This window comes from Ensifer sp. EB106-05-01-XG146 (assembly GCF_058791875.1).
The window spans coordinates 3,906,808-3,930,556 of sequence record NZ_JBYTDX010000001.1 but is presented as its reverse complement, the minus strand read 5'-3'; the positions used below and the strand labels follow the sequence as shown (position 1 = coordinate 3,930,556).

General features: G+C 62.4%; 29 protein-coding genes and 1 other RNA gene. 12 read left to right on the top strand and 18 right to left on the bottom strand.

The annotated features are described in order from the left end of the window. Positions 1 to 96 precede the first annotated feature (96 nt). From AC3WVQ_RS19285 to ffs, 5 genes are all read right to left on the bottom strand, one after another. Entirely contained in the window at positions 97 to 1,335 is a 1,239-nt protein-coding gene (locus tag AC3WVQ_RS19285; protein WP_090296204.1) for a lytic murein transglycosylase, read from the bottom strand. Positions 1,336 to 1,377: 42 nt separating this feature from the next. Continuing rightward, positions 1,378 to 1,983, bottom strand: a complete 606-nt coding sequence (gene recR / locus AC3WVQ_RS19280) for a recombination mediator RecR (protein WP_110818571.1) — start codon at positions 1,981 to 1,983, stop codon at positions 1,378 to 1,380. Between the two features lie 162 nt (positions 1,984 to 2,145). Beyond that, a complete protein-coding gene (locus tag AC3WVQ_RS19275) occupies positions 2,146 to 2,469 on the bottom strand; it encodes a YbaB/EbfC family nucleoid-associated protein (RefSeq protein WP_029742357.1) in 324 nt (107 codons plus the stop codon). A 39-nt stretch (positions 2,470 to 2,508) separates the two neighbouring features. Then, positions 2,509 to 4,377: a DNA polymerase III subunit gamma/tau gene (locus AC3WVQ_RS19270; RefSeq protein WP_090296201.1), complete on the bottom strand. Its 1,869-nt coding sequence runs from the start codon at positions 4,375 to 4,377 to the stop codon at positions 2,509 to 2,511. A gap of 45 nt (positions 4,378 to 4,422) precedes the next feature. After that, positions 4,423 to 4,520, bottom strand: an RNA gene (ffs, locus tag AC3WVQ_RS19265) — signal recognition particle sRNA small type. Positions 4,521 to 4,584: 64 nt separating this feature from the next. On the opposite strand from ffs, the gene AC3WVQ_RS19260 reads away from it, so the two are divergent. The 4 genes from AC3WVQ_RS19260 (at position 4,585) to AC3WVQ_RS19245 (ending at position 7,202) form a co-directional block, all read left to right on the top strand. Continuing rightward, entirely contained in the window at positions 4,585 to 5,037 is a 453-nt protein-coding gene (locus AC3WVQ_RS19260) for an HIT domain-containing protein (RefSeq protein WP_162731791.1), read from the top strand. Between the two features lie 2 nt (positions 5,038 to 5,039). Beyond that, positions 5,040 to 6,020, top strand: a complete 981-nt coding sequence (gene nudC / locus AC3WVQ_RS19255) for an NAD(+) diphosphatase (RefSeq protein ID WP_034804765.1) — start codon at positions 5,040 to 5,042, stop codon at positions 6,018 to 6,020. Between the two features lie 25 nt (positions 6,021 to 6,045). Beyond that, positions 6,046 to 6,753 carry a helix-turn-helix transcriptional regulator gene (locus AC3WVQ_RS19250; protein ID WP_110818572.1) on the top strand — a complete coding sequence of 236 codons (708 nt, stop codon included), beginning with the start codon at positions 6,046 to 6,048 and terminating at the stop codon, positions 6,751 to 6,753. 80 nt (positions 6,754 to 6,833) lie between these two features. Further along, complete coding sequence (locus tag AC3WVQ_RS19245; protein WP_034804768.1) at positions 6,834 to 7,202, top strand: VOC family protein; 369 nt, start codon at positions 6,834 to 6,836, stop codon at positions 7,200 to 7,202. Positions 7,203 to 7,266: 64 nt separating this feature from the next. On the opposite strand, the gene AC3WVQ_RS19240 is transcribed toward AC3WVQ_RS19245, so the two are convergent. The 3 genes from AC3WVQ_RS19240 to AC3WVQ_RS19230 form a co-directional block, all read right to left on the bottom strand. Next, positions 7,267 to 7,404 carry a DUF1127 domain-containing protein gene (locus tag AC3WVQ_RS19240; RefSeq protein WP_064817013.1) on the bottom strand — a complete coding sequence of 46 codons (138 nt, stop codon included), beginning with the start codon at positions 7,402 to 7,404 and terminating at the stop codon, positions 7,267 to 7,269. 423 nt (positions 7,405 to 7,827) lie between these two features. After that, complete coding sequence (locus tag AC3WVQ_RS19235; protein ID WP_029742350.1) at positions 7,828 to 8,682, bottom strand: prephenate dehydratase; 855 nt, start codon at positions 8,680 to 8,682, stop codon at positions 7,828 to 7,830. Positions 8,683 to 8,708: 26 nt separating this feature from the next. Then, positions 8,709 to 9,464, bottom strand: coding sequence for a 3-deoxy-manno-octulosonate cytidylyltransferase (locus tag AC3WVQ_RS19230; protein ID WP_090296196.1), 756 nt, complete (start codon positions 9,462 to 9,464; stop codon positions 8,709 to 8,711). 156 nt (positions 9,465 to 9,620) lie between these two features. Here AC3WVQ_RS19230 and AC3WVQ_RS19225 point away from each other — a divergent pair, with 156 nt between their 5' ends. Beyond that, entirely contained in the window at positions 9,621 to 10,304 is a 684-nt protein-coding gene (locus AC3WVQ_RS19225) for a c-type cytochrome (protein ID WP_029742348.1), read from the top strand. A 146-nt stretch (positions 10,305 to 10,450) separates the two neighbouring features. Here AC3WVQ_RS19225 and AC3WVQ_RS19220 read toward each other — a convergent pair whose 3' ends face one another. Next, entirely contained in the window at positions 10,451 to 11,395 is a 945-nt protein-coding gene (locus AC3WVQ_RS19220) for an AEC family transporter (RefSeq protein ID WP_060609576.1), read from the bottom strand. 241 nt (positions 11,396 to 11,636) lie between these two features. On the opposite strand from AC3WVQ_RS19220, the gene AC3WVQ_RS19215 reads away from it, so the two are divergent. From AC3WVQ_RS19215 to AC3WVQ_RS19200, 4 genes are all read left to right on the top strand, one after another. Continuing rightward, positions 11,637 to 11,918, top strand: coding sequence for a BON domain-containing protein (locus tag AC3WVQ_RS19215; RefSeq protein WP_029742346.1), 282 nt, complete (start codon positions 11,637 to 11,639; stop codon positions 11,916 to 11,918). Positions 11,919 to 12,160: 242 nt separating this feature from the next. Beyond that, entirely contained in the window at positions 12,161 to 13,357 is a 1,197-nt protein-coding gene (gene cml, locus AC3WVQ_RS19210; RefSeq protein WP_090296193.1) for a CmlA/FloR family chloramphenicol efflux MFS transporter, read from the top strand. 104 nt (positions 13,358 to 13,461) lie between these two features. Continuing rightward, positions 13,462 to 14,268, top strand: a complete 807-nt coding sequence (locus tag AC3WVQ_RS19205) for a MerR family transcriptional regulator (RefSeq protein ID WP_090296191.1) — start codon at positions 13,462 to 13,464, stop codon at positions 14,266 to 14,268. A gap of 39 nt (positions 14,269 to 14,307) precedes the next feature. Beyond that, positions 14,308 to 15,237: a YobF C-terminal domain-containing protein gene (locus AC3WVQ_RS19200; protein ID WP_060519497.1), complete on the top strand. Its 930-nt coding sequence runs from the start codon at positions 14,308 to 14,310 to the stop codon at positions 15,235 to 15,237. Positions 15,238 to 15,354: 117 nt separating this feature from the next. On the opposite strand, the gene AC3WVQ_RS19195 is transcribed toward AC3WVQ_RS19200, so the two are convergent. The 3 genes from AC3WVQ_RS19195 to AC3WVQ_RS19185 are packed head-to-tail and all read right to left on the bottom strand — an operon-like array spanning position 15,355 to position 16,802. After that, the gene (locus AC3WVQ_RS19195; protein WP_090296185.1) at positions 15,355 to 15,978 is read right to left on the bottom strand and encodes a dihydrofolate reductase family protein; all 624 of its coding nucleotides are present in this window, start codon (positions 15,976 to 15,978) and stop codon (positions 15,355 to 15,357) included. A 12-nt stretch (positions 15,979 to 15,990) separates the two neighbouring features. Next, positions 15,991 to 16,467 carry an SRPBCC family protein gene (locus tag AC3WVQ_RS19190; RefSeq protein ID WP_090296408.1) on the bottom strand — a complete coding sequence of 159 codons (477 nt, stop codon included), beginning with the start codon at positions 16,465 to 16,467 and terminating at the stop codon, positions 15,991 to 15,993. Between the two features lie 2 nt (positions 16,468 to 16,469). Beyond that, positions 16,470 to 16,802: an ArsR/SmtB family transcription factor gene (locus AC3WVQ_RS19185; protein ID WP_090296182.1), complete on the bottom strand. Its 333-nt coding sequence runs from the start codon at positions 16,800 to 16,802 to the stop codon at positions 16,470 to 16,472. Positions 16,803 to 17,153: 351 nt separating this feature from the next. On the opposite strand from AC3WVQ_RS19185, the gene AC3WVQ_RS19180 reads away from it, so the two are divergent. Next, positions 17,154 to 17,552 carry a DoxX family protein gene (locus AC3WVQ_RS19180; protein ID WP_110818573.1) on the top strand — a complete coding sequence of 133 codons (399 nt, stop codon included), beginning with the start codon at positions 17,154 to 17,156 and terminating at the stop codon, positions 17,550 to 17,552. Between the two features lie 102 nt (positions 17,553 to 17,654). Here the strand turns inward: AC3WVQ_RS19180 and AC3WVQ_RS19175 are convergent, their stop codons facing one another. From AC3WVQ_RS19175 to AC3WVQ_RS19150, 6 genes are all read right to left on the bottom strand, one after another. Beyond that, on the bottom strand, positions 17,655 to 18,293 hold the full coding sequence (locus AC3WVQ_RS19175; RefSeq protein ID WP_110818574.1) for a class I SAM-dependent methyltransferase: 639 nt from the start codon (positions 18,291 to 18,293) through the stop codon (positions 17,655 to 17,657). Between the two features lie 182 nt (positions 18,294 to 18,475). Beyond that, a complete protein-coding gene (locus AC3WVQ_RS19170) occupies positions 18,476 to 19,333 on the bottom strand; it encodes a sigma-70 family RNA polymerase sigma factor (protein ID WP_492382930.1) in 858 nt (285 codons plus the stop codon). A 118-nt stretch (positions 19,334 to 19,451) separates the two neighbouring features. After that, entirely contained in the window at positions 19,452 to 19,757 is a 306-nt protein-coding gene (locus AC3WVQ_RS19165; protein ID WP_060580552.1) for a putative quinol monooxygenase, read from the bottom strand. 185 nt (positions 19,758 to 19,942) lie between these two features. Beyond that, positions 19,943 to 20,575: an ATP-dependent Clp protease proteolytic subunit gene (locus AC3WVQ_RS19160; RefSeq protein ID WP_034804815.1), complete on the bottom strand. Its 633-nt coding sequence runs from the start codon at positions 20,573 to 20,575 to the stop codon at positions 19,943 to 19,945. 44 nt (positions 20,576 to 20,619) lie between these two features. After that, the gene (locus tag AC3WVQ_RS19155) at positions 20,620 to 20,976 is read right to left on the bottom strand and encodes an SRPBCC family protein (protein ID WP_090296171.1); all 357 of its coding nucleotides are present in this window, start codon (positions 20,974 to 20,976) and stop codon (positions 20,620 to 20,622) included. Next, a complete protein-coding gene (locus tag AC3WVQ_RS19150) occupies positions 20,973 to 21,287 on the bottom strand; it encodes an ArsR/SmtB family transcription factor (protein ID WP_034804822.1) in 315 nt (104 codons plus the stop codon). The genes AC3WVQ_RS19155 and AC3WVQ_RS19150 overlap by 4 nt, the downstream gene beginning before the upstream one ends. A gap of 342 nt (positions 21,288 to 21,629) precedes the next feature. On the opposite strand from AC3WVQ_RS19150, the gene AC3WVQ_RS19145 reads away from it, so the two are divergent. Then, positions 21,630 to 22,835: a tyrosine-type recombinase/integrase gene (locus AC3WVQ_RS19145; protein ID WP_492382909.1), complete on the top strand. Its 1,206-nt coding sequence runs from the start codon at positions 21,630 to 21,632 to the stop codon at positions 22,833 to 22,835. Beyond that, the gene (locus AC3WVQ_RS19140; RefSeq protein WP_492382908.1) at positions 22,832 to 23,494 is read left to right on the top strand and encodes a hypothetical protein; all 663 of its coding nucleotides are present in this window, start codon (positions 22,832 to 22,834) and stop codon (positions 23,492 to 23,494) included. Before AC3WVQ_RS19145 ends, AC3WVQ_RS19140 begins: the two co-directional genes overlap by 4 nt. Positions 23,495 to 23,749: the final 255 nt, after the last annotated feature.

The following is a 23,749-nucleotide window of genomic DNA, read 5'->3' as shown; positions in this document are numbered from 1 at the left end:
TCGCGCCGATCTCGACCATGCAACGAAAAAGGCCCCGGTGACGGGGCCTTTTCTTTTCGGCAGTCGGCGCACCAGCGCCTCCGGCTGCAATTGGCTCTACCGCAGCTTCGCCTTCAGCGAAGCATCGGGGAAGCAGGTGGCGGCAAGGCCGCTCTTTGCCTGCCAGTCGCCGAGCGAACGGCGCGTCTTGTAGCCGGGGAGACCATCGACCTTGCCGACGTCGTAGCCCTTGGCAACCAGCGCCTTCTGCATCTTCAGAACGTCCGAGCGCAGCATGTTGCCGACGTCGCCCCACGTGCCGCGGAACGCGCCGCCGCCTGTCGCAATGCGGTCGGCGAGGTTGCCGATGAAGAGCGCGTAGAGGTCGGAGTTGTTGTATTCCTTGAGCACGTAGAAATTCGGCGTGACGATAAACTCCGGCCCATGGCGACCAGCGGGCACCAGCATCATCGAAGATGCGGACAATTCGTGCGACGGAAAGGCGTTGCCGGAAATCCTGACGATCCCCTTGTTCGCCCAACTCGACAGGGGCTGGGCGAGGTCCGGCCCTTCCTGCGCACAGGAGACGGCTTCGGGAATCGATACTTCGAAGCCCCAGTCACGCTCGCGCTGCCAGCCCTTCTTGACCAGATAATTGGCGATCGACGCCAGGCTGTCTGGCACCGAATTCCAGATGTCGCGGCGGCCGTCGCCATCGAAATCGACGGCATATTGCAGGAAGCTCGACGGCATGAACTGCGGCTGACCCATAGCGCCGGCCCAGGAGCCGCGCATCGCCGCCTCGTCGACATCGCCGCTGTCGAGAATGTGCAGTGCCGCGATCAGCTCGCGGCGAAACAGGTCTGGCCGCGTCGACATAAACGCCTTGGTCGCGAGCACATCGACCACCGGATAGGGGATCTTGGCGCGGCCGAAGCCGGATTCGCGGCCCCAGATGGCAACGATCACCGAGCCCGGCACGCCATAGGTGCGCTCGATCTTCTTCAGGGTCGACGCATGGGTGGAAGCCAGGCTGCGGCCGGTGGCGGCGAGCCCCTGCAGACGCTTTTCCGAGAAGTAGTTTCCGGGCGAGGAAAACTCCGCCTGGCTCTGCTTCTGTTCCTTCGGCTTCGGGAAGCCGGGCGGCGCCAGATCCGGCAGGTCCCAGTTGAGCTTCACGTCGGAAAAGGCCGCCTTGAAGGATCCGGCGGAAATGCCGGCCTTCTTCGCCTCCGGCCAGAGATCATTCTGCAGCCAGGTACGAAACTGCGCCTCGACGTCGGCTTTGGTCGAGGCTTGCGCGAGCCCCAGCCAGCCACAGAGCAGCAAGGTCGTCAGTGAAAGAAGTCTCAGCATAAGGCTTCCCCATCGGTTGGATTGCAGCGTCCGAAATGACGCTCAGATCGACGTGCGGGCGCGAAGGGCAGCCGCCAAGGTGCCTTCGTCGAGGTAGTCGAGCTCGCCGCCGACCGGCACGCCATGGGCAAGCCGGGTGATCTTCACCTCCATGCCTTCGAGCTGGTCGGTGATGTAGTGCGCCGTCGTCTGGCCCTCGACGGTGGCATTGACGGCGATGATCAGCTCGCGGACGCCGCCATTGGCGACGCGCTGGACGAGACCCTTGATGTTGAGATCGTCGGGGCCGACGCCGTCGAGCGGCGAGAGCGTGCCGCCGAGCACATGATAGGCGGCGTTCATAGCGCCGGCGCGTTCCAGTGCCCAGAGATCGGACACGTCCTCGACAACGATGAGCACGGCGTGGTCGCGACGCTCGTCCGAACAAACGGTGCAGGGATCGATCGTATCGACATTGCCGCAGCAGGAACAGATGCGGACCTTGCGGTGCGCTTCGCCCATCGCGTCGGCGAGCGGACCCAGCAACTGGTCCTTCTTCTTGACGAGATGCAGGGCGGCGCGGCGCGCCGAACGCGGTCCGAGCCCCGGCACTTTCGCCAGGAGCTGGATGAGTTTTTCGATTTCAGGGCCGGTGACTCGTTTTGCCATGCGGCGCTTTTAGCCCATATCGCGCCGAAACGGAATCGCCTTCGAAACGCCCGCACGCGAAGCGGCGGGTGTCGACGCGGTACCCGGCGGCTACCACCGCCGGCGCGCAAATGCTGCGGGCGGCAGACCGCCCTGCTTCCCGAACCTACTGCCCGGAGACGATCAGAAGGGCAGCTTCATGCCGGGCGGGATCGGCAGGCCGGCAGTCAGTTCGCGGGTCTTTTCCGCCTGCACAGCTTCGGCCTTGTCCTTGGCGTCCTTGTGGGCGGCGACGATCAGGTCTTCGAGGATCTCGACGTCGTCTTCCTTGAACAGCGAGGGATCGATCTTCAGGCTCTTGAGGGTGCCCTTGCCGTCGAGGCGAACGGTGACGAGGCCACCGCCGGAGGTGCCGTCGACTTCGAGCGCGGCGATTTCCGCCTGCATCTTTTCCATCTTGGCCTGCATTTCCTTGACCTTGCCCATCATCCCCATGATGTCGCGCATCGTCGTCTCCTGTCTTTCTGTTTCTGCTCGCAGACGGGACTATTCGATGTCGTCGCCAGGGACGATATCGCCGTCGGCGGATTCGGCTGTGGCCGGAGCCTGGCTCTCGGCCTCTTCTTCAACGGCGCGAATGCGCACGTCGGTGATCTTGGCGCCCGGGAACCGGGCGAGAATGGCGGCGACATCGGGGTCCTGGCGCGCGTCGTTGACGCGCTGCTCCTGCGCCCGCTGTTCCGCCTCGATCAGCGTCGGCTCACCGGCCTCGCGGCTGTAGCTGACGATCCAGTGGATGCCGGTCCATTCCTTGAGCTTGACGGCCACTTCGCCAAGCAGCGTCTTCGGCGCGTCATCCGAGACGTTGACGTCGAGACGTCCGGGCTCGATCCGCACGAGCCGCAGAAAGCCGCGCACCAGCGTCTTCAGCTTGATGTCGCGGTTCTTGGCGCAGAGATCGGCGATGTCGGCGATCGAATTGACCGGCACCGACGGCTGCGGCTTGGCCGCAGGCGCCGCCACCGGGCGTTCTTCGATGCGGCCAACGGCAACCGCCTGGGGCGCCACGTCCGGGACGGCGCGCAGCATGGTCGCACCATTGCTCGTCGGGCGCTGCACCGGCATCGGCTGCGATGCCTGCGCCGACACGGACACGGAAGCCTGGGCCTGTGCGCCGCCGCCGTTGCCACCTGAAGGGCCAGGGCGAGCGCCGCCGCCTTCATTGCCGGAAAGTTCCAGCAAGCGCCGCGCGGCCTCTTCAGGCGCCGGCAGATGTGCCGCATGCGCCAGGCGGATCAGCACCATTTCGGCGGCACCCGCCGGGCGCGACGAGCTTTCGGCTTCCGGAATGCCCTTCAGGAGCATCTGCCAGATGCGCGAGAGCGCCGTAACCGCGACGCTCTCGGCAAAGACGGCGCCGCGGGTGCGCTCGATCTCGCTCAAGGACTGGTCGTTGACCGCCTCCGGTACGTATTTCATCCGGGTGACGAGATGGGTGAAATCGGCAAGGTCGGTCAATACGACCGTCGGATTGGCGCCGGCCTCGTATTGTGCGGTGAATTCCTTGAGGGCCGCGGCGACATCGCCTTTGACGACGTGCTCGAAGAGGTCGACGATGCGGGCTCGGTCGGCAAGGCCGAGCATCGAACGCACGGTTTCGACTTCCACAGCGCCGCCGCCATGGGCAATCGCCTGGTCGAGCAGCGACAGACCGTCGCGCGCCGAGCCTTCGGCAGCGCGGGCCACCATCGCAAGCGCTTCCGGATCGAAGGATACGCCTTCCTTGCCGAGGATCGTCGAAAACAGGCCGACGAGATCGGACGCGCTGATGCGGCGCAGGTCGAAGCGCTGGCAGCGCGACAGAACCGTGATCGGCACTTTGCGGATTTCGGTGGTCGCGAAGATGAATTTCACATGCTCTGGCGGCTCTTCGAGCGTCTTCAGCAGGCCGTTGAAGGCCTGGGTCGAGAGCATGTGCACTTCGTCGATGATGTAGACTTTGTAGCGGGCCGAAACCGGGCGGTAGCGCACCTGTTCGATGATCTCGCGGATATCGTCGATGCCGGTGTGTGACGCCGCGTCCATTTCGATGACGTCGACGTGACGCCCATCCATGATCGCCTGGCAATGTTCGCCGGGAACGCGCAGGTCGATGGTCGGCCGATCGATATCCGGTGTCTTATAGTTCAGCGCGCGGGCGAGAATGCGGGCGGTGGTGGTCTTGCCGACCCCGCGCACCCCGGTCAGCATGTAGGCTTGGGCGATGCGGCCGGTTTCGAACGCGTTGGTGAGCGTGCGCACCATCGGTTCCTGGCCGACCATCAGGTCGGAGAAATCCTTGGGGCGATACTTGCGCGCCAGAACACGGTAGGCGGCTGGTTTCTCAACGGATGAAATGGACGTATCGTCGCTCATCGACCCTGCCGCTGTTCGAACTCTTGTCCCGACAGGACGGAGAAGGTGGGAGGCTGGCACGATGACCCGTGCCGGAGCTCGTTGGGGCTGCTTCCTTCCGGACCTGACCCGGTTGGCGAGTGGCTCGTCCACCACCAACCTCCCGGCTTCCATATCGGCAATATCGAAAGCAAATGCAAGCCAAGCCGTCAAAAAACTGATATCGATATGCAAAACAAGGCGAATCCGTCATTCTCAATAGCCGAGGAGACCCAGTTGACGACCTTCACCCTCGACGAGCGGCTCGAGCGCGACGGCATTCCGATCGCCTCGATCGGGCTTTGCCAGATGCGGCTGATGAACGACCGCCGCTGGCCCTGGCTCGTGCTCATTCCTCAGCGTGAAGGCATTTCTGAGATCTTCGACCTCACCCCGCTCGACCAGACGATGCTGACCTTCGAGACGACCATGGCAGCGACGGCGCTGAAGAAGGTCACGGGCGCCGAGAAAATCAATATCGGCGCATTGGGTAACATCGTCCGGCAGCTTCACGTGCATATCATCGCCCGCAGCGACGGCGACCCGAACTGGCCGGGGCCGGTCTGGGGCTTCGGCAAGGCGGAGCCGTGGGACGAAAAAGAACATCAGGCCTTCGCAGCCCGCATTCTGGAAAACCTCTGAACATGACGAAATCGATCTTTGACCTTCGCAGCCCGCATCCAGAGCCAAGCACCCTCGTCGCCTTCTCAGAGAATCATCTGGATCGCCAGTCGGAGCACCGGGCCGACGATTGCGTCCAGGTGGCACTGAAGCACCCGGGTGCGCATTTCCTGGCCTTCTCCGGACCGAAGCTGATCGTCAAGCATGACGAGAAGATCATCGACCCACTGTTTGCGCCTTATGAGCTTGAAGGTCTCGAACCCGTTCTCGACGAGACGATCCTGCTCGGCTACCTCGCCAACGGCGAGCCCCGGCTGGCCGTGCCGACGGGCCTGACGGACGAGACGATCACCGAGCCCTTCAAGATCGCCGACGGCCGCACCCTCTATCGCCAGCAGATGCTGCCGGAGGAACTGCTCGGCCAGTTCGCGCAAGGCTCGAGCTTGATTACCTGGAATGCCAACAACCGCTTCTGCGGTCGCTGCGCAGGCCCGATGGAAGGCAAGGCCGGCGGCTATCGCCGGGTCTGCACCGCCTGCGGCCATATGGTCTTCCCGCGCACCGACCCTGTCGTCATCATGATGACGATCGACCTTGAGCGCGATCTTTGCCTGCTCGGCCGCAGCCCGCATTTCGCGCCGGGCATGTATTCTTGCCTTGCCGGCTTCGTCGAGCCGGGAGAGACGATCGAAAACGCCGTGCGGCGGGAAACGCTCGAGGAGTCCGGCATCCATATCGGCCGGGTACGCTACCATGCCTCGCAGCCCTGGCCGATGCCGCACACGCTGATGATCGGCTGCTATGCGGAGGCGAAATCAACCGTCATCAAGCGCGACGAGCACGAGCTGGAAGACGTGCGCTGGTTCACGCGCGATGAAACGATCGCGATGCTCGAAAGGTCGACCGGGGTCGCCGACACCGGCGACGCGCATATTCCGCCGCCGAAGGGCGCGATCGCGCACCAGCTGATGCGTGACTGGCTCGCCTGGGGCGAGCGGACATAAGGCGACGGATACAGGGAGATCGACCGTGTCCCGCTCCGAACGGCTGCTCGACCTTCTGCAGGTGCTCCGGCGCTACCGCCAGCCGGTGAGCGGCCAGCGACTGGCGGAAGAAACCGGCGTCAGCCTCAGAACGCTCTACCGCGATATCGCCAGCCTCCAGGCGCAGGGCGCTGATATCGAGGGCGAGCCGGGGCTCGGCTATGTGCTCAAGCCCGGCTTCATGCTGCCACCGATGATGTTTTCCGCCGAGGAGATCGAAGCCTTGGTGCTCGGCTCGCGCTGGGTCTCCAAGCGTACTGACGATGATCTCGCCGGCGCTGCCGCCAATGCGCTCGCCAAGATTGCCGCGGTGCTGCCCGCCGAACTTCGCGACGAGCTCGACAGTTCGACCCTGCTCGTCGGCCCGAGCCCGCCGGCCACCAACGGCATCGACATCGCCGCGCTTAGGCGCGCAATCCGCAACGAGCGCAAGGTGGAGCTCGACTACGTCGACAATGACGGCAGCGCGACGCAGCGCACCGTCTGGCCCTTTGCCCTCGGCTTCTTTGAGAACGTGCGCATGGTCATGGCCTGGTGCGAGCTGCGCCTGGACTTCCGGCACTTTCGCGCCGACCGCATGCAGAAGATGACGGTGACGGAGGCGCGCTATCCCCGCCGCCGGCAGGTGCTGATGAAGGATTGGCGCGCGAGCCAGAACATGGCGGCATCGAAGCGAGAGACGGTCGGCTCCTGACGGGTGTTGGTGCGCCGATGCTGACAGAAACTGGCAGCGGCCAGCCCTAGCCTGCACCTTCCGCAACAAGGAGGAACAGCATGGCCAAGGCAAATCTCATCGTTCTCTACGTCAAGGACCCGCTCGCAAGCGTGACCTTCTACCGCGCGCTTCTCGCGCAGGAACCAAGCGTCACCTACCAGACCTTCTCGTCCTTCGAGCTGCCCGGCGGCTTCACGCTCGGGCTCTGGGCCGAACATACGGTCGCGCCAGAGCCGGCGGCATCGGGCAGCCGGTCGGAACTGGCCTTCATGGTGGAAGACGAGAGCGCGGTGCGCGCACGTTACGAGGATTGGAAGGGGAAAGGCCTGCCGATTGCGCAGGAATTGACCGAAATGGATTTCGGTCCGACTTTCGTCGCGCTCGATCCGGATGGTCACCGGCTGCGCGTCTGCCTCTACGATTCTTGAGCGAGAGGGTATGCTGCGCGCATCCCGCCAGCCTGAAGCGGCGGGATGCGCGAATGGTACGGAATTAGCGGCCGTAAACGGCGGCCTGGATCTGCGAACGGGACAGACCGATGTCGCTCAGTGCGTGATCGTCGAGAGCATTCAGCTCGCGGATCGCACGGCGGGTCTTCGCATATTCCATGATCTTCTGACGGATCTTCATCTTTAACACTCCTTACTTGACGAGCGTCAAATAGGCATTTGCCTAAAATTTGTGTAGCGCCACGATTGCAAACTAGGCATGCGCCAGACGCGTAGCCGGTTAACGAATTTTTGCCACTTTCACCCCCGTAGGGCGTGGCGAAACCAATGATTCTCTCGGAAAATCACCGCGAACGGTACGCTCAGGACTTAAACGTGATGCTCTGAAAACCTTAGCCAGATGGCAGGATCAGATATGTGCGGCGCGAGAAGACCACAACCGCAGGCTTCATTTTGGTCAGAAATCAGGCGCATTCGCGGCCTTCAGGCGGAGCTGAGGGGCCAAGCAGCGTGCTAACGATAGCGACCGCCTCACCACTTTGGGAGGCGGTCGAGGCCCGCCTGCGCAGGCCTTTCTCAACAGCTTGGCGCCGGAGCGGCCTGTTCAGAGAACGCCGCGCATCGGGTGCGCGTTATAGGTTCCGAGGATGCGGACCTTTTCGGAGAAGAAGCGAAGCTCGTCCATGGCATGGCGCACGCCGACATCATCCGGGTGGCCTTCGATATCCGCATAGAACTGCGTCGCCACGAACCGGCCGCCAAGCTGGTAGCTCTCGAGCTTGGTCATGTTGATGCCGTTGGTGGCGAAACCGCCCATGGCCTTGTAGAGCGCTGCCGGGATGTTGCGGACATTGAAGACGAAGGTGGTGATGATCAGCTCTTCGTCGCTGGTGCGGGCGATGCGCTGCTCTTCCCTGGACAGCACGACGAAACGGGTGACGTTGCTCTCGGTATCCTCGACGTTCTCGGCGATGATTTCGAGGCCATAGAGATCGGCGGCAAGCCGCGGCGCGAGCGCTGCCATCGAGCGGTCGCCCTTTTCGGAGACGAGCTTTGCCGCGCCCGCCGTATCGCCGGCGACGACCGGCTTCCAGCCGTTGGAGCGCACGATCTTGCGGCACTGGCCGAGCGCATGGATGTGGCTGTGCACGGTGCGGATCTCGTCACGCGTGACACCCGGAAGCACCATCAGCTGAAAACGGATCGGCATGAAATATTCGCCGACGATGTGCAGCCGCGATTCCGGCAGGAGGTGATGGATGTCGGCGACCCGGCCGGCGATCGTGTTCTCGATCGGGATCATCGCCAGATCGGCGTCGCCGTTCTCGACCGCGACGAAGGCATCCTCGAAGGTCTGGCAGGGCAGCGGCTCCATCGATGGGAACATGTCGCGGCAGGCCATGTCGGAATTGGCGCCATAGTCGCCCTGGAAGGAAATCCTGTTGGTCTTGGCGGTCACGGTAGCGTCCTTCTCAGGTTCTGATATCAGCGGGTACGGGCAGACAGGATGCGGCGGGCCTTTTCCAGCTCCACCGGCGTGTCCACACCAAGCGGGACCGAATCGACGATCTCGACATCAATGCGCATGCCGGCTTCGAGCGCACGCAGCTGCTCCAGCGATTCGCGGCGTTCGAGCACGGAGGGCTGAAGCGAGACGAAGCGTTCCAGCGCCTGCCGTCGATAGGCATAGAGCCCGATGTGATGATAGAGCGGGCCTTCGCCATGAGGCGCGGTCGCGCGGGTAAAATAGAGCGCACGCAGGCGCGTGTCGGAAAGCGGCGAACCGACGACCTTGACGATGTTCGGGTTGGTCTTCTCGCTCTCCTCGGTGATCGCCACCGTCAGCGTGGCGATATCGGTGGCAGCATTTTCGAGCGGGTTCAGCGCCGCGCGGATCGATGCCGGTTCGACCGTCGGAAGGTCACCCTGGACGTTGATGACGATCTCGGCTTCGCCGTTCGGATCGGCCTTCTGCAGCGCTTCGTAGATCCGGTCGGAGCCGGACTGGTGGTCGATGCGGGTCATTATCGCTTCGAAGCCGGCCTCGCGCACGACGTCAAAGACCTGCTGGTCGTCAACGGCAACGACGACGCGGCCGACGTCCGCTTCCTGCGCTCGGGTCGCGACCTGAACGATCATCGGCAGGCCGCAAATATCGGCGAGCGGCTTTCCGGGTAGGCGTGTCGAGGCCATGCGCGCCGGAATGAGCACGATGACTTTAACTGAATTTTCGCGATTCATGATCTGGCCTTCAAAAACCCCGCCGAAAGTGTCAATAAGTCTCAGTTAGGGGCCGATAATCACTGTTGCAACGCAGAGCCAAAAGACATAGGTTCCGCGCGATTTCAAGATAGGCCGGGTTTTTGTTTGCGCCGGTGGCAAAGGGAGCGTTTGCAGATGAATTCATATGTGAACATGGGCGTGGGCGCCTTTCTGGGAACGGTCTTCGTTCTGATGTCCGTGTCCATTGCATCGGAAGGCATTTTCCATTCCGAAGCTCCCGAGAAGGAAGGCTTTACGATCGTTGCGGAAGAAGGCACGTCTGAAGCAGGTGCCGGTGGTGCCGCGGAAGTCGAAGTCGACATCAAGCCGCTGCTGCTCAAGGCCGACGCTTCTGCCGGTGAAGCCGTGTTCAAGAAATGCGCAAGCTGTCACACCGCCGACAAGGGCGGCGCAAACAAAGTCGGTCCGAACCTCTGGGGCCTCGTCAACCGTCCGATCGCTTCGCATGAGGGCTTCAGCTACTCGGCCGGCATGAAGACGTTTGCCGAAGGCGGCAAGGTCGTCTGGGACTACGACCACCTCAGCTACTTCATCGAAGCACCGAAGAAGCACGTTCCGGGCACCGCCATGGGCTTTGCCGGCGTCAAGAAGCCCGACGAGCGCGCCAACCTGATCGCCTGGCTGCGAGAGCAGGCCGACGCTCCGGCAGCACTGCCGGACGCATCTGCCGGTTCTGCCGAAGCCGCACCGGCTGCCGGCGAAGCGGCACCGGCTGCTGGCGCCGAAGGTGCAAAGCCGGCCGAAGCGCCGGCAACCGAAGCCAAGCCTGCCGAAGGTCAGCCGGCACCGGCTCAATAAGTTCAGCGGTCGGAAACGATCCCATGCAAAAGGCCCGGCTCGCGCCGGGCCTTTTCGTATTCGGGGATAGGCGGAGATGTTGCGCACGGAACGTTCAGGCGGATCCAAGCCTCTGCGGCGAAACAGTTTGCCGGAGAGAGTGGTAATCACATCAGCAGATAGGCCCAGACCGAAACGCTGATGACGCCGAGCGCGGTCGTCAGCGTGATCGTCGAGGACGCCAGCCCATGGCCGACATTGAAATGGTTGGCGATCAGCCAGGCATTGACACCCGTCGGCACGGCCGACGTCAGCACCAGCGCCGTCGTCCAGTTGTCGTTGAGGCCGAGCAAGTGGCAGCTCGCATAGACGACCGCGGGCATGACGGCGAGCTTCAAGACGCTCGTCATCGAAGCGAGCCCGAGATTGCCGGCAAGGCCGTATTTATCCAGCGCCATGCCGATCGAGATCAGCGCTGCGGGTGCCGCCATCGACGCCAGTTGATCGACGACGGTCTTGACCGGACCGCCAAGCGGCTGGCCGATAAGGTGGAAGGCGGCGCCGCAGGCAAGGCCGATCACCAGCGGGTTGCGCACCAGATTGCGGGCGACACCGGCCAAGAGCTGCAGCGGGCTTTGCCCCGGCTTGCCGCCGGCGCGCCGCTCCGCACGCTCCATCAAGAGCGTGCCCGCTATCATCATGACTGGCAGATGCACCGAAAGCAGGATCGAGATCGCAACGATGCCCTCCTCGCCGACGATTCGCGACACCAGCGGCAGGCCGATGAAGACCGTGTTGGCGAAGGCGGAGGAGACGCCAGCGAGAACGCCCATGCGCGCATCCCGCCCGAAGACGAGCGTCGCCGCCACGTGTCCCAACGTCCAGGTCACCGCGACGCCCGAGAAATAGGCGACCCAGAGCGGCCAGGGCGAACCGTCCTTGAAATCCGCTTCCGCAATCGTGCGAAACAGCAGGATGGGCACGGCGACGCGAAAGACAAAATCGCCCAAGGCTTCGCCGACGGCCGGTTTCAGGTAACCCAGGCGCACCAGCAACCAGCCGGCAAGGATCAGGATGAAGATGGGCAGGACGTTCTGGAAGATGTCGGACATGCGCGGGCCCTGGATCGCGATGACCTTGGAGCGGATCGATCCAAGTTCTTCGGGGTCTGTTCTCATGAGGTAGAGCGGGAGACGGGCGGAAGACCGCAGATGCTTTCCTCTTTCCGCTCCTGGAATGGTCCTGCCAGCAATAACGTTGTTCGCACCCGCGCCGCAAGCGCGCGAGCAGCGGGCACAGGGAGGGGAACATTCCCCGGCCGCAGGCGTTCCGAAACAGCATGAGGAACGAGCCATGCCGACAGAGAAGTCCATTTACGCGCACAAAGACGACGATCCGCATCTCATCGACGATGCGCTCGCCGACAAGGTGCTGCGCTACATCCAGTATGCGGCGATGATCGATACGCGCGAGATCTCGGTGATGGCGCTCGGCGGGATCGTGGTGCTTTCCGGTCATGTGGCGCAGGCATCCGATATCGCCTGCGCCGGCGATGCCGCAGCATCGGTGATCGGCGTCACCAGCGTCGAGAACCGGCTGGCGGTGATGCCGGGCGCGGCCGAGGCTGATAGCTGAGCCAGGAGTTGCCGTCCGGAAATCCCGATGATAGGACATGCCGGCATGAGATTTCGGCTGGCTTGGCGGTATCGCTGGAGAGCCGCCATAGGAGCCGCAGATGAGGACCGACCCGTCAGCAACCAGGTAAGCCGCAACAACGGTTGAATAAGTTGTTGCGGCGTCTGTCGGCTCACATTCAGAAGATTTGATGAAGTGGCAGATCGCCGCCGAATGGTTTTCATTTGCGCGGATGTTTCATCATGCCCGATCGTAATTCCCTCACCTGGTCCTATTCGCTGCCGGCAGCCCTTTTGCTGATGGCGCCCTTCGATATCCTGGCGTCGCTCGCCATGGACATTTACCTGCCCGTCGTGCCCGACATGCCGGCGATCCTCGGCACGTCGCCCGCAGTCGTCCAGCTCACGCTCAGCCTCTACATGCTGCTTTTGGGGCTGGGTCAGCTGCTGTTCGGCCCGCTGTCCGACCGCGTCGGCCGCCGTCCCGTTCTTCTCGGTGGCGCGACGCTGTTTGCGCTGGCCTCGCTGGGACTGGCCGCAACCACCTCGGCACCGGTCTTCGTCGCCTTGCGGCTTGTCCAGGCGGCCGGCGCCTCGGCCGCACTGGTCGCGACCTTCGCGACCGTGCGCGACGTTTATGGCGCACGTCCGGAGGGTGTGACCATCTATGGCCTCTTCAGCGCCATGCTCTCCTTCGTGCCGGCGCTCGGGCCGATCGCCGGCGCGCTGATATCAGGCGCTTTCGGATGGCGGGCGATCTTCCTGACGCTTGCCATGCTTGGCCTTGCAGCACTCGGCCAGGCCTTGCCGCAGTGGTCGGAAACCCGGCCCGACGCCGCAGCACCGTCAAAGCCGAGCTTCAGACCCATGCTCGCAAGTAGCGCCTTCTGGACCTATACGCTTGGCTTCAGCACGGCGATGGGCGCGTTTTTCGTGTTCTTCTCCACGGCGCCACGCCTGCTTATCGATCGCGCCGGCTATTCGCAGCTGGGCTTCAGCCTGGCATTCGCCACCGCCGCCGTCGTGATGATCATCGCCACGCGCTTCGCCAGGGGCTTCGTCACCCGCTACGGGACCTCCGGTTGCCTGGCCCGCGGCATGGCCTTGATCATCCTCGGCGGGCTGCTGCTTGGCGCGGGCGAAGCCTCGGCGGTGCCGTCGTTCCAGAGCTTCGTGCTGCCAATGTGGGTGATCGCCTTCGGCATCGTCATGAGCGCCTCGGTCACCGCCAACGGAGCGCTCAAGGCCTTCGATGCCATCGCCGGGACGGCGGTCGCGCTCTACTTCTCGATCCAGAGCCTGATCGTCAGCCTTATTGGCACCGGCGCCGTTCTCCTGCTTGGCGGTGATACGGCCTGGCCGCTCGTCGGCTATTGCCTCGGCATGGCGACGATCACGCTGCTGGCGCTGGCGTCTCTCAACCGGCGCGAAAATCGATAGCCTTGCCCCTCCCGGAGCGGTCGCCTGCTCCGGGAGGTCTTCGACAGGAAAGGCGGCAGCATGCCCCTTGACCTCGCCCCTGGGGCTGGCCCCAGACTACCTTCATGACCGATTCCTACTTCCTCGCAGGCCGCTTCGGCGCCGCCACACGATTGTCGCCGAAAGCACTCAGGCTCTATGCCGAGCAGGGCCTGCTGGTGCCTGCCCGTGTCGATCCCGCGACCGGTTACCGCTATTACGCCGCCACGCAGGCAAGCCGCGCCAGGCTGATTGCCCGGCTGCGGCAGCTGGGCCTGCCGATCGCCCGGATCGCACGGCTGATAGATCTTCAGCCCGACGTTCGCCTCACGGAGCTGCGCGCCTGGCTGGAGGTGCAGAGCAAACGACTCGAGGATCAGCGCGAGCTGGTGGAGGCAATCATCCGGCAATCGAGCGGCGGCGACGATCCGCTGGTCAGGGCCGTTGCCGTGCGCGACGTCGCGCCTTCGAAAATCGTCTATCGCCAGCACCATGTGACGGTGGATGCGCTCGAGGCCTTCACCGAAAGCGCCGAAGCGGAGATCCGCGGCTATCTTGCGCAATCGGGCAAGAGCGACGATGGGCAGATGACGCTGCATTTCCACGAGCCGGTCAATCACGACGGCAAGGGTCTCGTCGAGGTGGCGATCGGCTATGACGGCAGCCTCGAACCCACTGGTGATCTGCGCATCCGCCTTCAGCCGGCGGGACGCGAAGCGTTCCTGGCCGTGGCCGAACCGTTCGAAACCTTTCCGGCCGTGCTCCGCGTCTATGACGCGATCGAAGCCTGGTTCGAGCAAAGCGACGATCTCAGCTGCTTCGGCAGCCCTTACGAAATCTATCCCGGCAGCGGCGGTACCCGCTTCGATGTCGCCTACCCCATCGTGCGCTAACCCAATCCCCGCACGCTCCAATCACTCAAGGACCAACCGATGCAGCACTTTTCCTATGTGGGCTCCGGCCCCTATTGCTACGCCAACTCATTTGCAATGATGTTCGGCGAAGCCGCGCCCTCGACCTCGACCATTGAGCTTGCCACCGGTAGCCCCTTCGGCATGCAGATCGTCGGCGGTACCCTGCCGTTCTTCGACCCCTACGGCTGGGATCCGGAGGCCGGGTTCGACGGCGCGCTGAAGGCGCTCGGCTGGACGTCGCAGGTCAGCAGCGGCGGCGAGCCCGAGGACGCGCTTTCCCGCCTGCGCTCGGCACTGAAGGATGGTCCCGTCTGGGTCGGCCCGGTGGAGATGGGGCATCTGAGGCACCAGCCCGGCATGACGGGACCGATCGAGGCCGATCACTACGTCGTGGTCCTCGCGATCGACGAGACGCGCGTGCTGATGCACGACCCGCAAGGATATCCCTACGCCTCCCTGCCGCTCCACGATTTCATGACGGCCTGGGGCGCCGAGACGCTGAGCTACGGCGACCCCTACACCATGCGATGGGGATTCTCTCGTGTCGCCGACGTGAGCGAGGTCGAGGCAATCCGCGCCTCGGTGCCGGCCGCGATCCACTGGCTCTCGATGACCACGGACCGGCTGGTGCCGACGGGCAGCCTTGGCAATGCCGACGCAGCCGAAGCGCTCGCCGCTCTGATCGAAGACCATTGCGACAAGAACCTGCGGGCTCACCTCGTGCACTTCGCCGTTCGTGTCGGTGCCCGCCGCGCCGGCGATGCGGCGTCCTGCCTGGCGCGGGCAGGCCTTGCCAAATCCGCCGCCATCGCCGGCGAACAGGCACGGCTGATCGGCGCGCTGCAGTATCCGCTGGTCCTGCGCAGGGATGCCGAGGCGGCCGCAAGCCTACGCCTTCTGGCGCCGACCTACGACCGGCTGTTCACCACCCTGCAAGCCGGGGAGTGATCCCAAAAGCCGCGCAATTCCGGACGGAAAACCGCTTCGCACTTTTCCTGGGAATCCCTCGCTTGGCTGGCGCAATTCCGGACGGAAAACCGCTTCGCACTTTTCCTGGAATTGCTCTTAGGCAATGAGCTCCGAGAAGCTTTTCGGTCGCGCCGACTTTGCGTCGCGTACCGTCGCGTAGTGGAGCCCAACGACGCCGTTGTCGTAGTGCTCGCTGCCGATCAGCTGCAGCTCGTTCTTGTCGCGAAGCCGGGCGAACCATGGTTCGCCCGGCGATACGACCGGGTAGACGAAGAAGTGGTAGCGATCGACGAGGCCGAGGCCGATCACCGTCTGCGCCAGGCTCGCGCCGCCGGACAGATGGATATCCCGGCCGGGCTCAGCCTTCAGGTCGGTCAGGTAGCGCGAGAGCGCCGCATCATCAGGAACCACCGCCCGCTCGGCATTGTGCCAGCGGCTGATCGCCTGATCTTCGGTGCGGGAGAACACGATCTTGCGATAGTCGTGCATACGCCCTGCCATCACCCGATTGGTCTCGCCGCCCGCCTCGTCCTTCAGCGCGCCCGGCCAGTAGCCGACCATCTCCTCATAGGTGGTGCGGCCGACCAGAACCGTGTCGTAGCCGGCGTAGAGACGGTCGATCGCCCGGTATTGTTCGTCGACCACCGTCCCCATCCAGGCAAGCGGATCGTCGAGGCGGCCATTCAGTGTCGTCATCATCTGCAGCACGATATTGCGCATGGGATCGTCTCCTCAGTGAGTTTGCTCGACGAACCGGGCCAGTTGCCCGGCAACCGTTCCCCAGCCGTCGTGAAAACCCATCTCCTCGTGCATCTTCCGGCCCGCGCCGCTCCGATGCATTACATGGGCAGCGTATTCGGTGCCGGCTGGATGGTCGCTGAGGGTGATGATCGCCGTCATGAAGGCGTTTTCCGCCGGCCGCCAACCGGCAACGAGCGTGTCGGTGAAGACGATGCGCGAGAGTTCGTCGACCGCGAGGAAACAGGCGTCGATATGCGGCAGGAATGCGCCGCCGCCTTCGCTGATCCGCGTCACGAAACTGCCGCCGGGCCTGAGATCCATGTCGATCACCTTGCATCTTGCCGGCTCAGGAACCCACCATTGCTCAAGCCGAGAGGGATCGCTCCAGGCGCGCCAGACCGTCGCGCGCGGCGCCTTGATGATGCGCGCCATCGTCAGGTCGAGTTCAGGATCGGGAGAGCGGATCATGGTCATTCCTCCTCGTGTTCAGTGACGAATTTTTCCAGCCGGTCGGCGCGGCCTTCCCAGAGCGCGCGCTGCGCCGAAAGCCAGCTCTCTACCGCGGCGAACTGCGCCTTCTCGATGGCGCAGGTGCGGACCCTGCCCTCCTTGTGCGTGCGGATGAGCCCACTGCCTTCAAGGTAGTGGATGTGCTTCATGAAGGACGGCAGGGCCATGTCGAAGGGTCTGGCGAGATCGCTGATGCTCGCCGGACCGCCGCCGAGCCGCGCAAGCACCGCACGGCGGGTGGGATCGGCGAGCGCCTGAAAGATCACGTCCAATCGGTCTGAATACTGTTCCATAAGGCTAAGTATCACACGTCAATACTTAGCGCAAGAGCTAACTATTCGTCGCCCGACCGCCGCCAGCGCCAGCCAATTTGTCACATGGCCGTTTTCTTGACCTCAAGCCTGGTTGAGCTTCTACAAACCCCGTCGGTTCAATCGGAAATGGGGGCCGACGTGGCATTGGAAAACCAGATAAGGACTGACAATCCCGGGACTGGAACGGCATCTGCGGGCATCGCCGAGCCCGGCGGCGGCGCAGCATCGAGCGCCGCCTGCTGGCTCGCTGGCCTGGCCGCCATCGCACAGACAACGGCGATCGCGAGCGCGCGCAGGGTCGCCTTTCTCACCGCAAGGCAGGGATGATCCATGTCAGGCCCTATCGCAAGCATTCTCGATTCGCGCGCCTTCGGCATTCTCGCCCGCGTGCTGCTAACGCTCGTCTTCTGGTCGAGCGGCCTTGCCAAGCTCTTCGACTTCAACGCCAACGTCGCGATCATGGAAGGCTTCGGCCTGACGCCGGGATGGCTGTTCAATTCGATGACGTTAATCCTGCAGATCGGCGCCTCTCTGCTGATCATCCTCAACCGTTGGGTCTGGCTTGCCGCCGGGGCGCTCGCCGTCTTCACGGTGCTGACGATCCCGATCGCCCATCCTTTCTGGCTGAAGGAAGGCGAAGAGACCTTCCGCGACATGACCGTCGCGCTGGAGCACGTCTCCGTGATCGGCGGCCTGGCGCTGGTATCGATCCTGTCGCGCAGGCGTTGAACGTCAACAACCGGCGGCTCGGCAAGACCACTCAGCCCTCGCGGCAGCGCGTGTCTGGAACGCGTCGAGACCAGGGCAGCGCGGCTGCTCTGGTCTAACACCTCAGCGCTTCCGGGCGACGATGTAGGGGCGGTTGTCGTTGCTCGCCGATGCGTGATTTTCCGCCGACAGAAGCTCGAAGCCGGCGGCGACGATGTGCCGGCTGAGTTCTGCTGCGCTGAAAGTTGCCGCATAGGGCGCCAGTCCGACGGCCCGCATCGCCGGCAAGAGCAGGAGCTGGACGAGCGGGTTCATGTCGCCGACGCAGGGCGTCTTGGAGATGAACACTCCCCTGGAGGCAAGCAGGGTATGGATGTTGTCGAGCGTGGCGGGCAGATCGCGCACGAGATGCAGGTAGTTGAAGCCCAGCACCGCATCGAACTGCCCACGTTCGGCCGCAAGCGTTTCGGCCGTCGCGCTGCGAAAGGCGAGGTTCGGAACCAGGTCGACGGCGTACCTCTCCCGGGCAATGGCGATCATCTCGGTCGAAAAATCGGTTGCAAGGTAGTCGCGCACATCGCCCGCCAGCCGAAACGCCGTCGTTCCCGTGCCGCAACCGAGTTCGAGCACGCGGTCATCGGGCAGAAGCAAGGCGCGGGTGCGGTCGAGCGTGTGTTCATAGGCGGCCGGGTCCGCGATCGTTCCCTTGGCGTATCGCCGCGACGTCCGGTCCCAGAAGCGCGCGTCGCTCGCCAAACTCATGCTGCCTCTCCCCAGAACGCAACCGGTCCCCCGCGATGCTCGAAGCCGGTGCCACACCGGCCAGGGAAACCTGCCGAAACCCAACGGCTGCCGATACCAGCGAAAGTCCAAGAATAGCGCGGAACCGTCAACATTTGACGGAGAACGGACCCTCGATCGGCAAAGAGCCGCTCTCTCGCAGTTCAAGCCAGGCGAACCCAATCAACGGTTTCAAGCACATAGGGGGCGAAGAGAAAATCGCGGATCGCGGCGATCTCGTCCCGACGCCAATCGAGAACGACGAAATGCGCCGGTTTTTCCATGGGGCCGGCACTGTCGAAAACCAGCATGGCCGGCCGCCCTTCGATTGCGCCGAGCGCGAAACGCCACTTTGTCTCCTGCGCATAGCCGGTGAAATAGCGGCTGATGCCCTCGCGACCCTCCAGCTTCAGCCTGTTGACCAGCTCAAGTTTTACATCGTCGGCCAGCATGGCGCGGATGGCATCGAAGTCGCCGCCCTGAAAGAAGCGCACGAAACTTGCCAATTTGTGCCGGTTCGCGTCGGACATCAGCGGCAGCCGCATATCCTCCGGGCGTTCGGTCAGGAACCTGAGCGCCACCCTGGCGCGCTGCAGCGCCGATTTGGCCGCCGCCGGCGTACACTCGGCGATAGCGGCGATTTCCTCGATCGAATGACCAAGCACATCCTTCAGGATCACCGCGCAGCGTTGAAGTTCCGGCAGTTGCAGGAAAGTTTGAAAGCCGATCGCAACGATGTCCGCCTCGGGCAGCGGCGCATCTTCCATGTCATCGAGCAGGGGGACGATCTTGTGCCTGGACCGCCGGCGCAGAAAATCCAGACTGGTGTTGTGGGCGATGCGCAGCAGCCAGCCTTCGAGATTGTCCACCACCACGCCATCCGCCCGCGCCTGCACGGCCTTGATCAGCGTGTCCTGCAGCACGTCCTCACCATCCACGGCCGAGCCGGTCATGCGCGCGCAATAGCGGTGCAGCCGCGGCCGGAGATCCCTCAAGCGATCCTCGAAGTCTTCCGTATTCATGACATCGAGTTCCATCGGGATATCTCCAGGGGCCGGTTCGGACGATAGCGTGGACTGAAGAAAATGTCCGCTGCCTGACCGATCGAAACCGGCTCCGGCAACGCACAGCCGTTCGACATCAGCTGTGATCGCTGAGGACCACCTCACCGATGACCGATTCGAGGCTCGCCAGTTCGAGGATCTGTGGGAAATAGGCCTTCATCCTGACATCGGCGCGCATCGCTTCGACGGCCGCGGGCGTCTCCCATTCCGAATAGATGATGACGCTGGTGCCATCCCTGGCAGCAATCAGCCGGCTCGTCCGCCAGCCGCCGAGCGTGCGGATGACGGTGTCGATGTTGCGCTTCAACAGCGCGATCAACTGCTCCTGCTTGCCGGGTTCGACCTTCAGAACGTTGACGAGAGTGACGGGTGCAGTGGTCATGGTGCTTCTCCTTCGTTGCGGATGCACCAAAGACGAAGCGGAGAGGCGAAACGGATCGCGCGGGCGAAGATTTCTTAGCGCCAGGCGGACGTCGGGGATACTCCCTTGGCAGGGGGGCGCCTTCGAGGGGCTCGGCAGCGGACCATCCGTTATCGGCCGGTAGCCCGCCGAACAGTGACAGACCGTTAGAGGGCAAAGCCGCTGGAGGCCGCCGGCTCGCCGTCGTCGCGAACCTTCAGGATGGTGTCGATCAGGCCCCATTCCAATGCTTCTTCTGCGGTCATGAAACGGTCCCGGTCCATAGCGCGTTCGAACTCCTCGTAGGTCCGTCCGCAATGTTCCGCATAGAGGCGCGTCATGCGCTGCTTGGTGCGAAGGATCTCCTCGGCATGGATCTGCATGTCGGACGCCTGGCCCTGAAAACCGCCCGATGGCTGGTGCACGAGGATGCTGGCATTGGGCAAGGCGGCCCGTTGGCCCGGCGTGCCGGCCATCAGCAGAAACGAACCCATCGACCGTGCGGTCCCCATGCACAGTGTATGCACCGGTGCCCGGATGTAGCGCATGGTGTCGTACATGGCGAAACCGCTGGTCACCACGCCACCCGGCGAATTGATATAGAGATGGATGGGCTTCTTCGGGTTTTCCGCTTCGAGAAGAAGCATCTGGGCGCAGACCAGCGCAGAGACCGTGTCGTTCACCTCACCGTTGAGAAAGATGATTCGCTCGCGCAGCAGGCGGGAATAGATGTCGAACGACCGCTCTCCACCGTTCGACTGCTCGACGACCATAGGGACGAGTTGCATCGCTTCGCGCATCGGCGAACTCCATTTATCCAGAGATTGAGGGGAAGCTCGCCGGTCTAGGCGGCGAGCATGAGAGTATCGTTGCTGTTCGCGGCCGTCCTGGTCACGCGACCGCCGCGAACATTCGGCAGTTCGTGGACGATCCGCAGCCGGGTGCCGCCCGAACCAATCGGGGCGATCCGGAATGTGACCGTACTTTCGAGAAACGGAGCTTCGGTTTCGCGCAGCCTGTAGCAGACCTCTTCTCCAGGCACGACGACGGCGCCATCGGGGTCGGCCAATGCCTCTTTCGGTAGCCAGTTCTCGCGAAACGCCGGGATGCTGATTGCGCGCCAGACCTTCTGCGGCGCCTCGTCGAGTTCGTATTCCAGCTCAAGGCTGTTATCGTCCGGGGCGCTGATTTCGCGGTTCATTGGTCCATATCCTTCAGCAAGATCTTCAGAGCTTCGATGCGTGCCGGCCAGTAGGCACGGTATTTCGCGAGCCACTGCGCAATTTGGGCCAGCCCGTCCGGGTCGACTTCGTAGTTTACGAACCGACCTTGCCGCTGCTCCTTCACCAACCCGGCACTCCGCAACACCGAAATGTGCTGGGACATGGCCGGCTGGCTTATGTCCATACCTTCCCGCAAAGCGCTGGCATTCATGCTTCCATCAGCAAGCTTCTCGAAGATGGCGCGGCGCGTGGGGTCAGCCAGGGCTCGGAATATCTCGTTCTCGATCATGCCAAACACATAAGCACGGACTTATCTCAATAACAAGTGCGCTGTTCAGCAGGAGGAGGAAGGGACGCGACTTTGCGCACCAAACGACTTTGTCACGGCGCTTCAAATCAATACCCGCCAGTAGACAGGACAAGGGTAGCGCTTAATGCGCATTGGTAATGGAAGCAGAACAAGGGGGAAATGGCGGACAGAGAGGCCGCCTAGTTAAAGGACAAGATCGTGCAGCTACGTTGATTTAACTATGTAAATTCAATGACATAGTTTTTTGATTTACTCAATGACGTCCATTGATGTCCATTGCAATGCAGCTTATGATGTTGGCTGAATTGTGGGGTAATAGTTATGCCGAAGGCTAAAGGCCAACATCGCGAGAAAGTGCTGTCGGCGCTCAAGATCAAACAACTGACCGCTCCGGGGAAGTACGGCGACGGCAACGGGTTGTACCTCGTTGTCGATCAGTCCGGGGCAAAAAGGTGGCTACTGCGCATCCTCGTAAACGGCAAGCGCACAGACATCGGCTTGGGCGGGACTTCCTTGGTGTCGCTTGCCGAGGCGAGAGAGAAAGCGCTGGAATACCGCAAACTGGCCCGAGCAGGCGGCGACCCGCTTGCCGCAAAAAGGGAAGCACGGCGCGTCATGCCAAGCTTCAGGGTCGCAGCTGAAACGGTCCACGAGGAACACAAGGTGGCTTGGAAGAACGCCAAGCACGCGGATCAATGGATTAACACTCTCACCCAATACGCCGTGCCCCTCATTGGCGACTTGAGGCTCGACCGCATCGACACGCCCGACATCTTGCGGGTGCTGTCGCCCATCTGGTTGGCCAAACCAGAAACGGCTCGACGTGTCAGACAGCGGCTTACCACTGTCTTCGATTGGGCCAAAGCATCTGGCTATAGAACCGGCGACAACCCGGTCGAGGGGGTGACACGCGGCCTACCGAAGCAGGTGGAGCGCAGCCGCCATCACGCAGCCATGCCATTTGCCGACGTTCCGGCTTTTATCAAAGCCCTGCGTGTGACTAACAGCAGTTTGATCGCCAAGCTCGCCTTTGAATTCCTGATCCTGACGGCGACACGGACCAGCGAAGCTCTACTGGCCAAGAAAATGGAGATCGACGCAAAAGGTAAGCTGTGGATCATCCCCGCTGACCGAATGAAGGCAAAGCGAGAACACAGAGTGCCGATAACCGATCGGCTTGCTGAAATCCTCGAAGAAGCAGCTACGATATCCGGCAATAGCCAATTCATTTTCCCGGGAAGGTCCGAGGAGAAGCCTCTATCCAACATGGTTTTCCTGGAAATCCTGAAGCGGATGGAGGTTCCAGTAACGGCGCACGGTTTCCGCTCGTCATTCCGCGATTGGTCTGCGGAGGAAACAAATTTCGCCCGGGAAATTGCTGAAATGGCGCTGGCACATACTATCGAAAACAAAGTGGAAGCAGCTTATCGTCGGGGCGACCTGCTCGAAAAGCGAAGAGAAATGATGACTAGCTGGGAGAAGTTTTGCCTTTGCAGGGAAACACACGACGGAGTCCGAGAAGAGTGACTATCTACCTCGATCCATTTCCAATTCCGCCTTATGGGGGGCTCGGCTTTGGTGACGAGGCGACGAACGCAATCTTCGACAGTGCATGGCCGATCGTAGAAAGGCACCTTACTGCCACGAAAGCTTTCGCGCACGTTCTCTCTGATGCCGCAATCGACGCGATCAGGAATGAACTCCGCGCGGTGAGCAATGAATATCTTGCCGGCAAAATAAGAGCGCGGACTTTTGCTGCATCTGGTCAGAAGAAGTCCGCGAAACAGATTATCAACCACGTGGATGCACTCATTCCACAGATTGAGGAACTTTGCCGCGTAAATCTTGCGTCGAGAAATAGTTCAATCGCAACCGATCGGCGCGAGACCTTGCTAGAGTTATTGAAGGAACTAAGATGTGAGTGCACGGCCGTAGCGGGCAAGCGCGTACAACCGGGCGCCATGTCTGCACTTTACATTCGAGGCGGGGTAATTGATTTCATAGGTTCTTATGAGCGCATCTTGGGCATCGCATTTGAGCGGTCCAAAGTAAATCTTGGTACGGGGAAAGCTCGCGAATTTATAGCCACAGGTCCGCGACTTCTACAGATATTCTTTCAAGCCATAGACCCCGAACTACCTCTGAGTAAGCTCGCGAGCATTATCCAAGCTCTGCCGGAAAAGTAATTAGCCAGCTACCTAACTCTTGATTTCGGACAAGGAACGGCGTGCGTTGCAGATCAAAGGAGTGCAGCATGCTCCCGTTAGCTCCGAAAGTGAGGTGCAAGTTGAGCAATAAACTCCCGGAAACAGGCTTCGTTCGCCTGAAATCCATCATTGGGCCAACTGGACCTATACCCATCAGCAAATCTAGCTGGTGGAAAGGCATCCGAGAGGGGCGGTTTCCGCCTCCTCAAAAATTAGGCCCAAGAACGAGCGTGT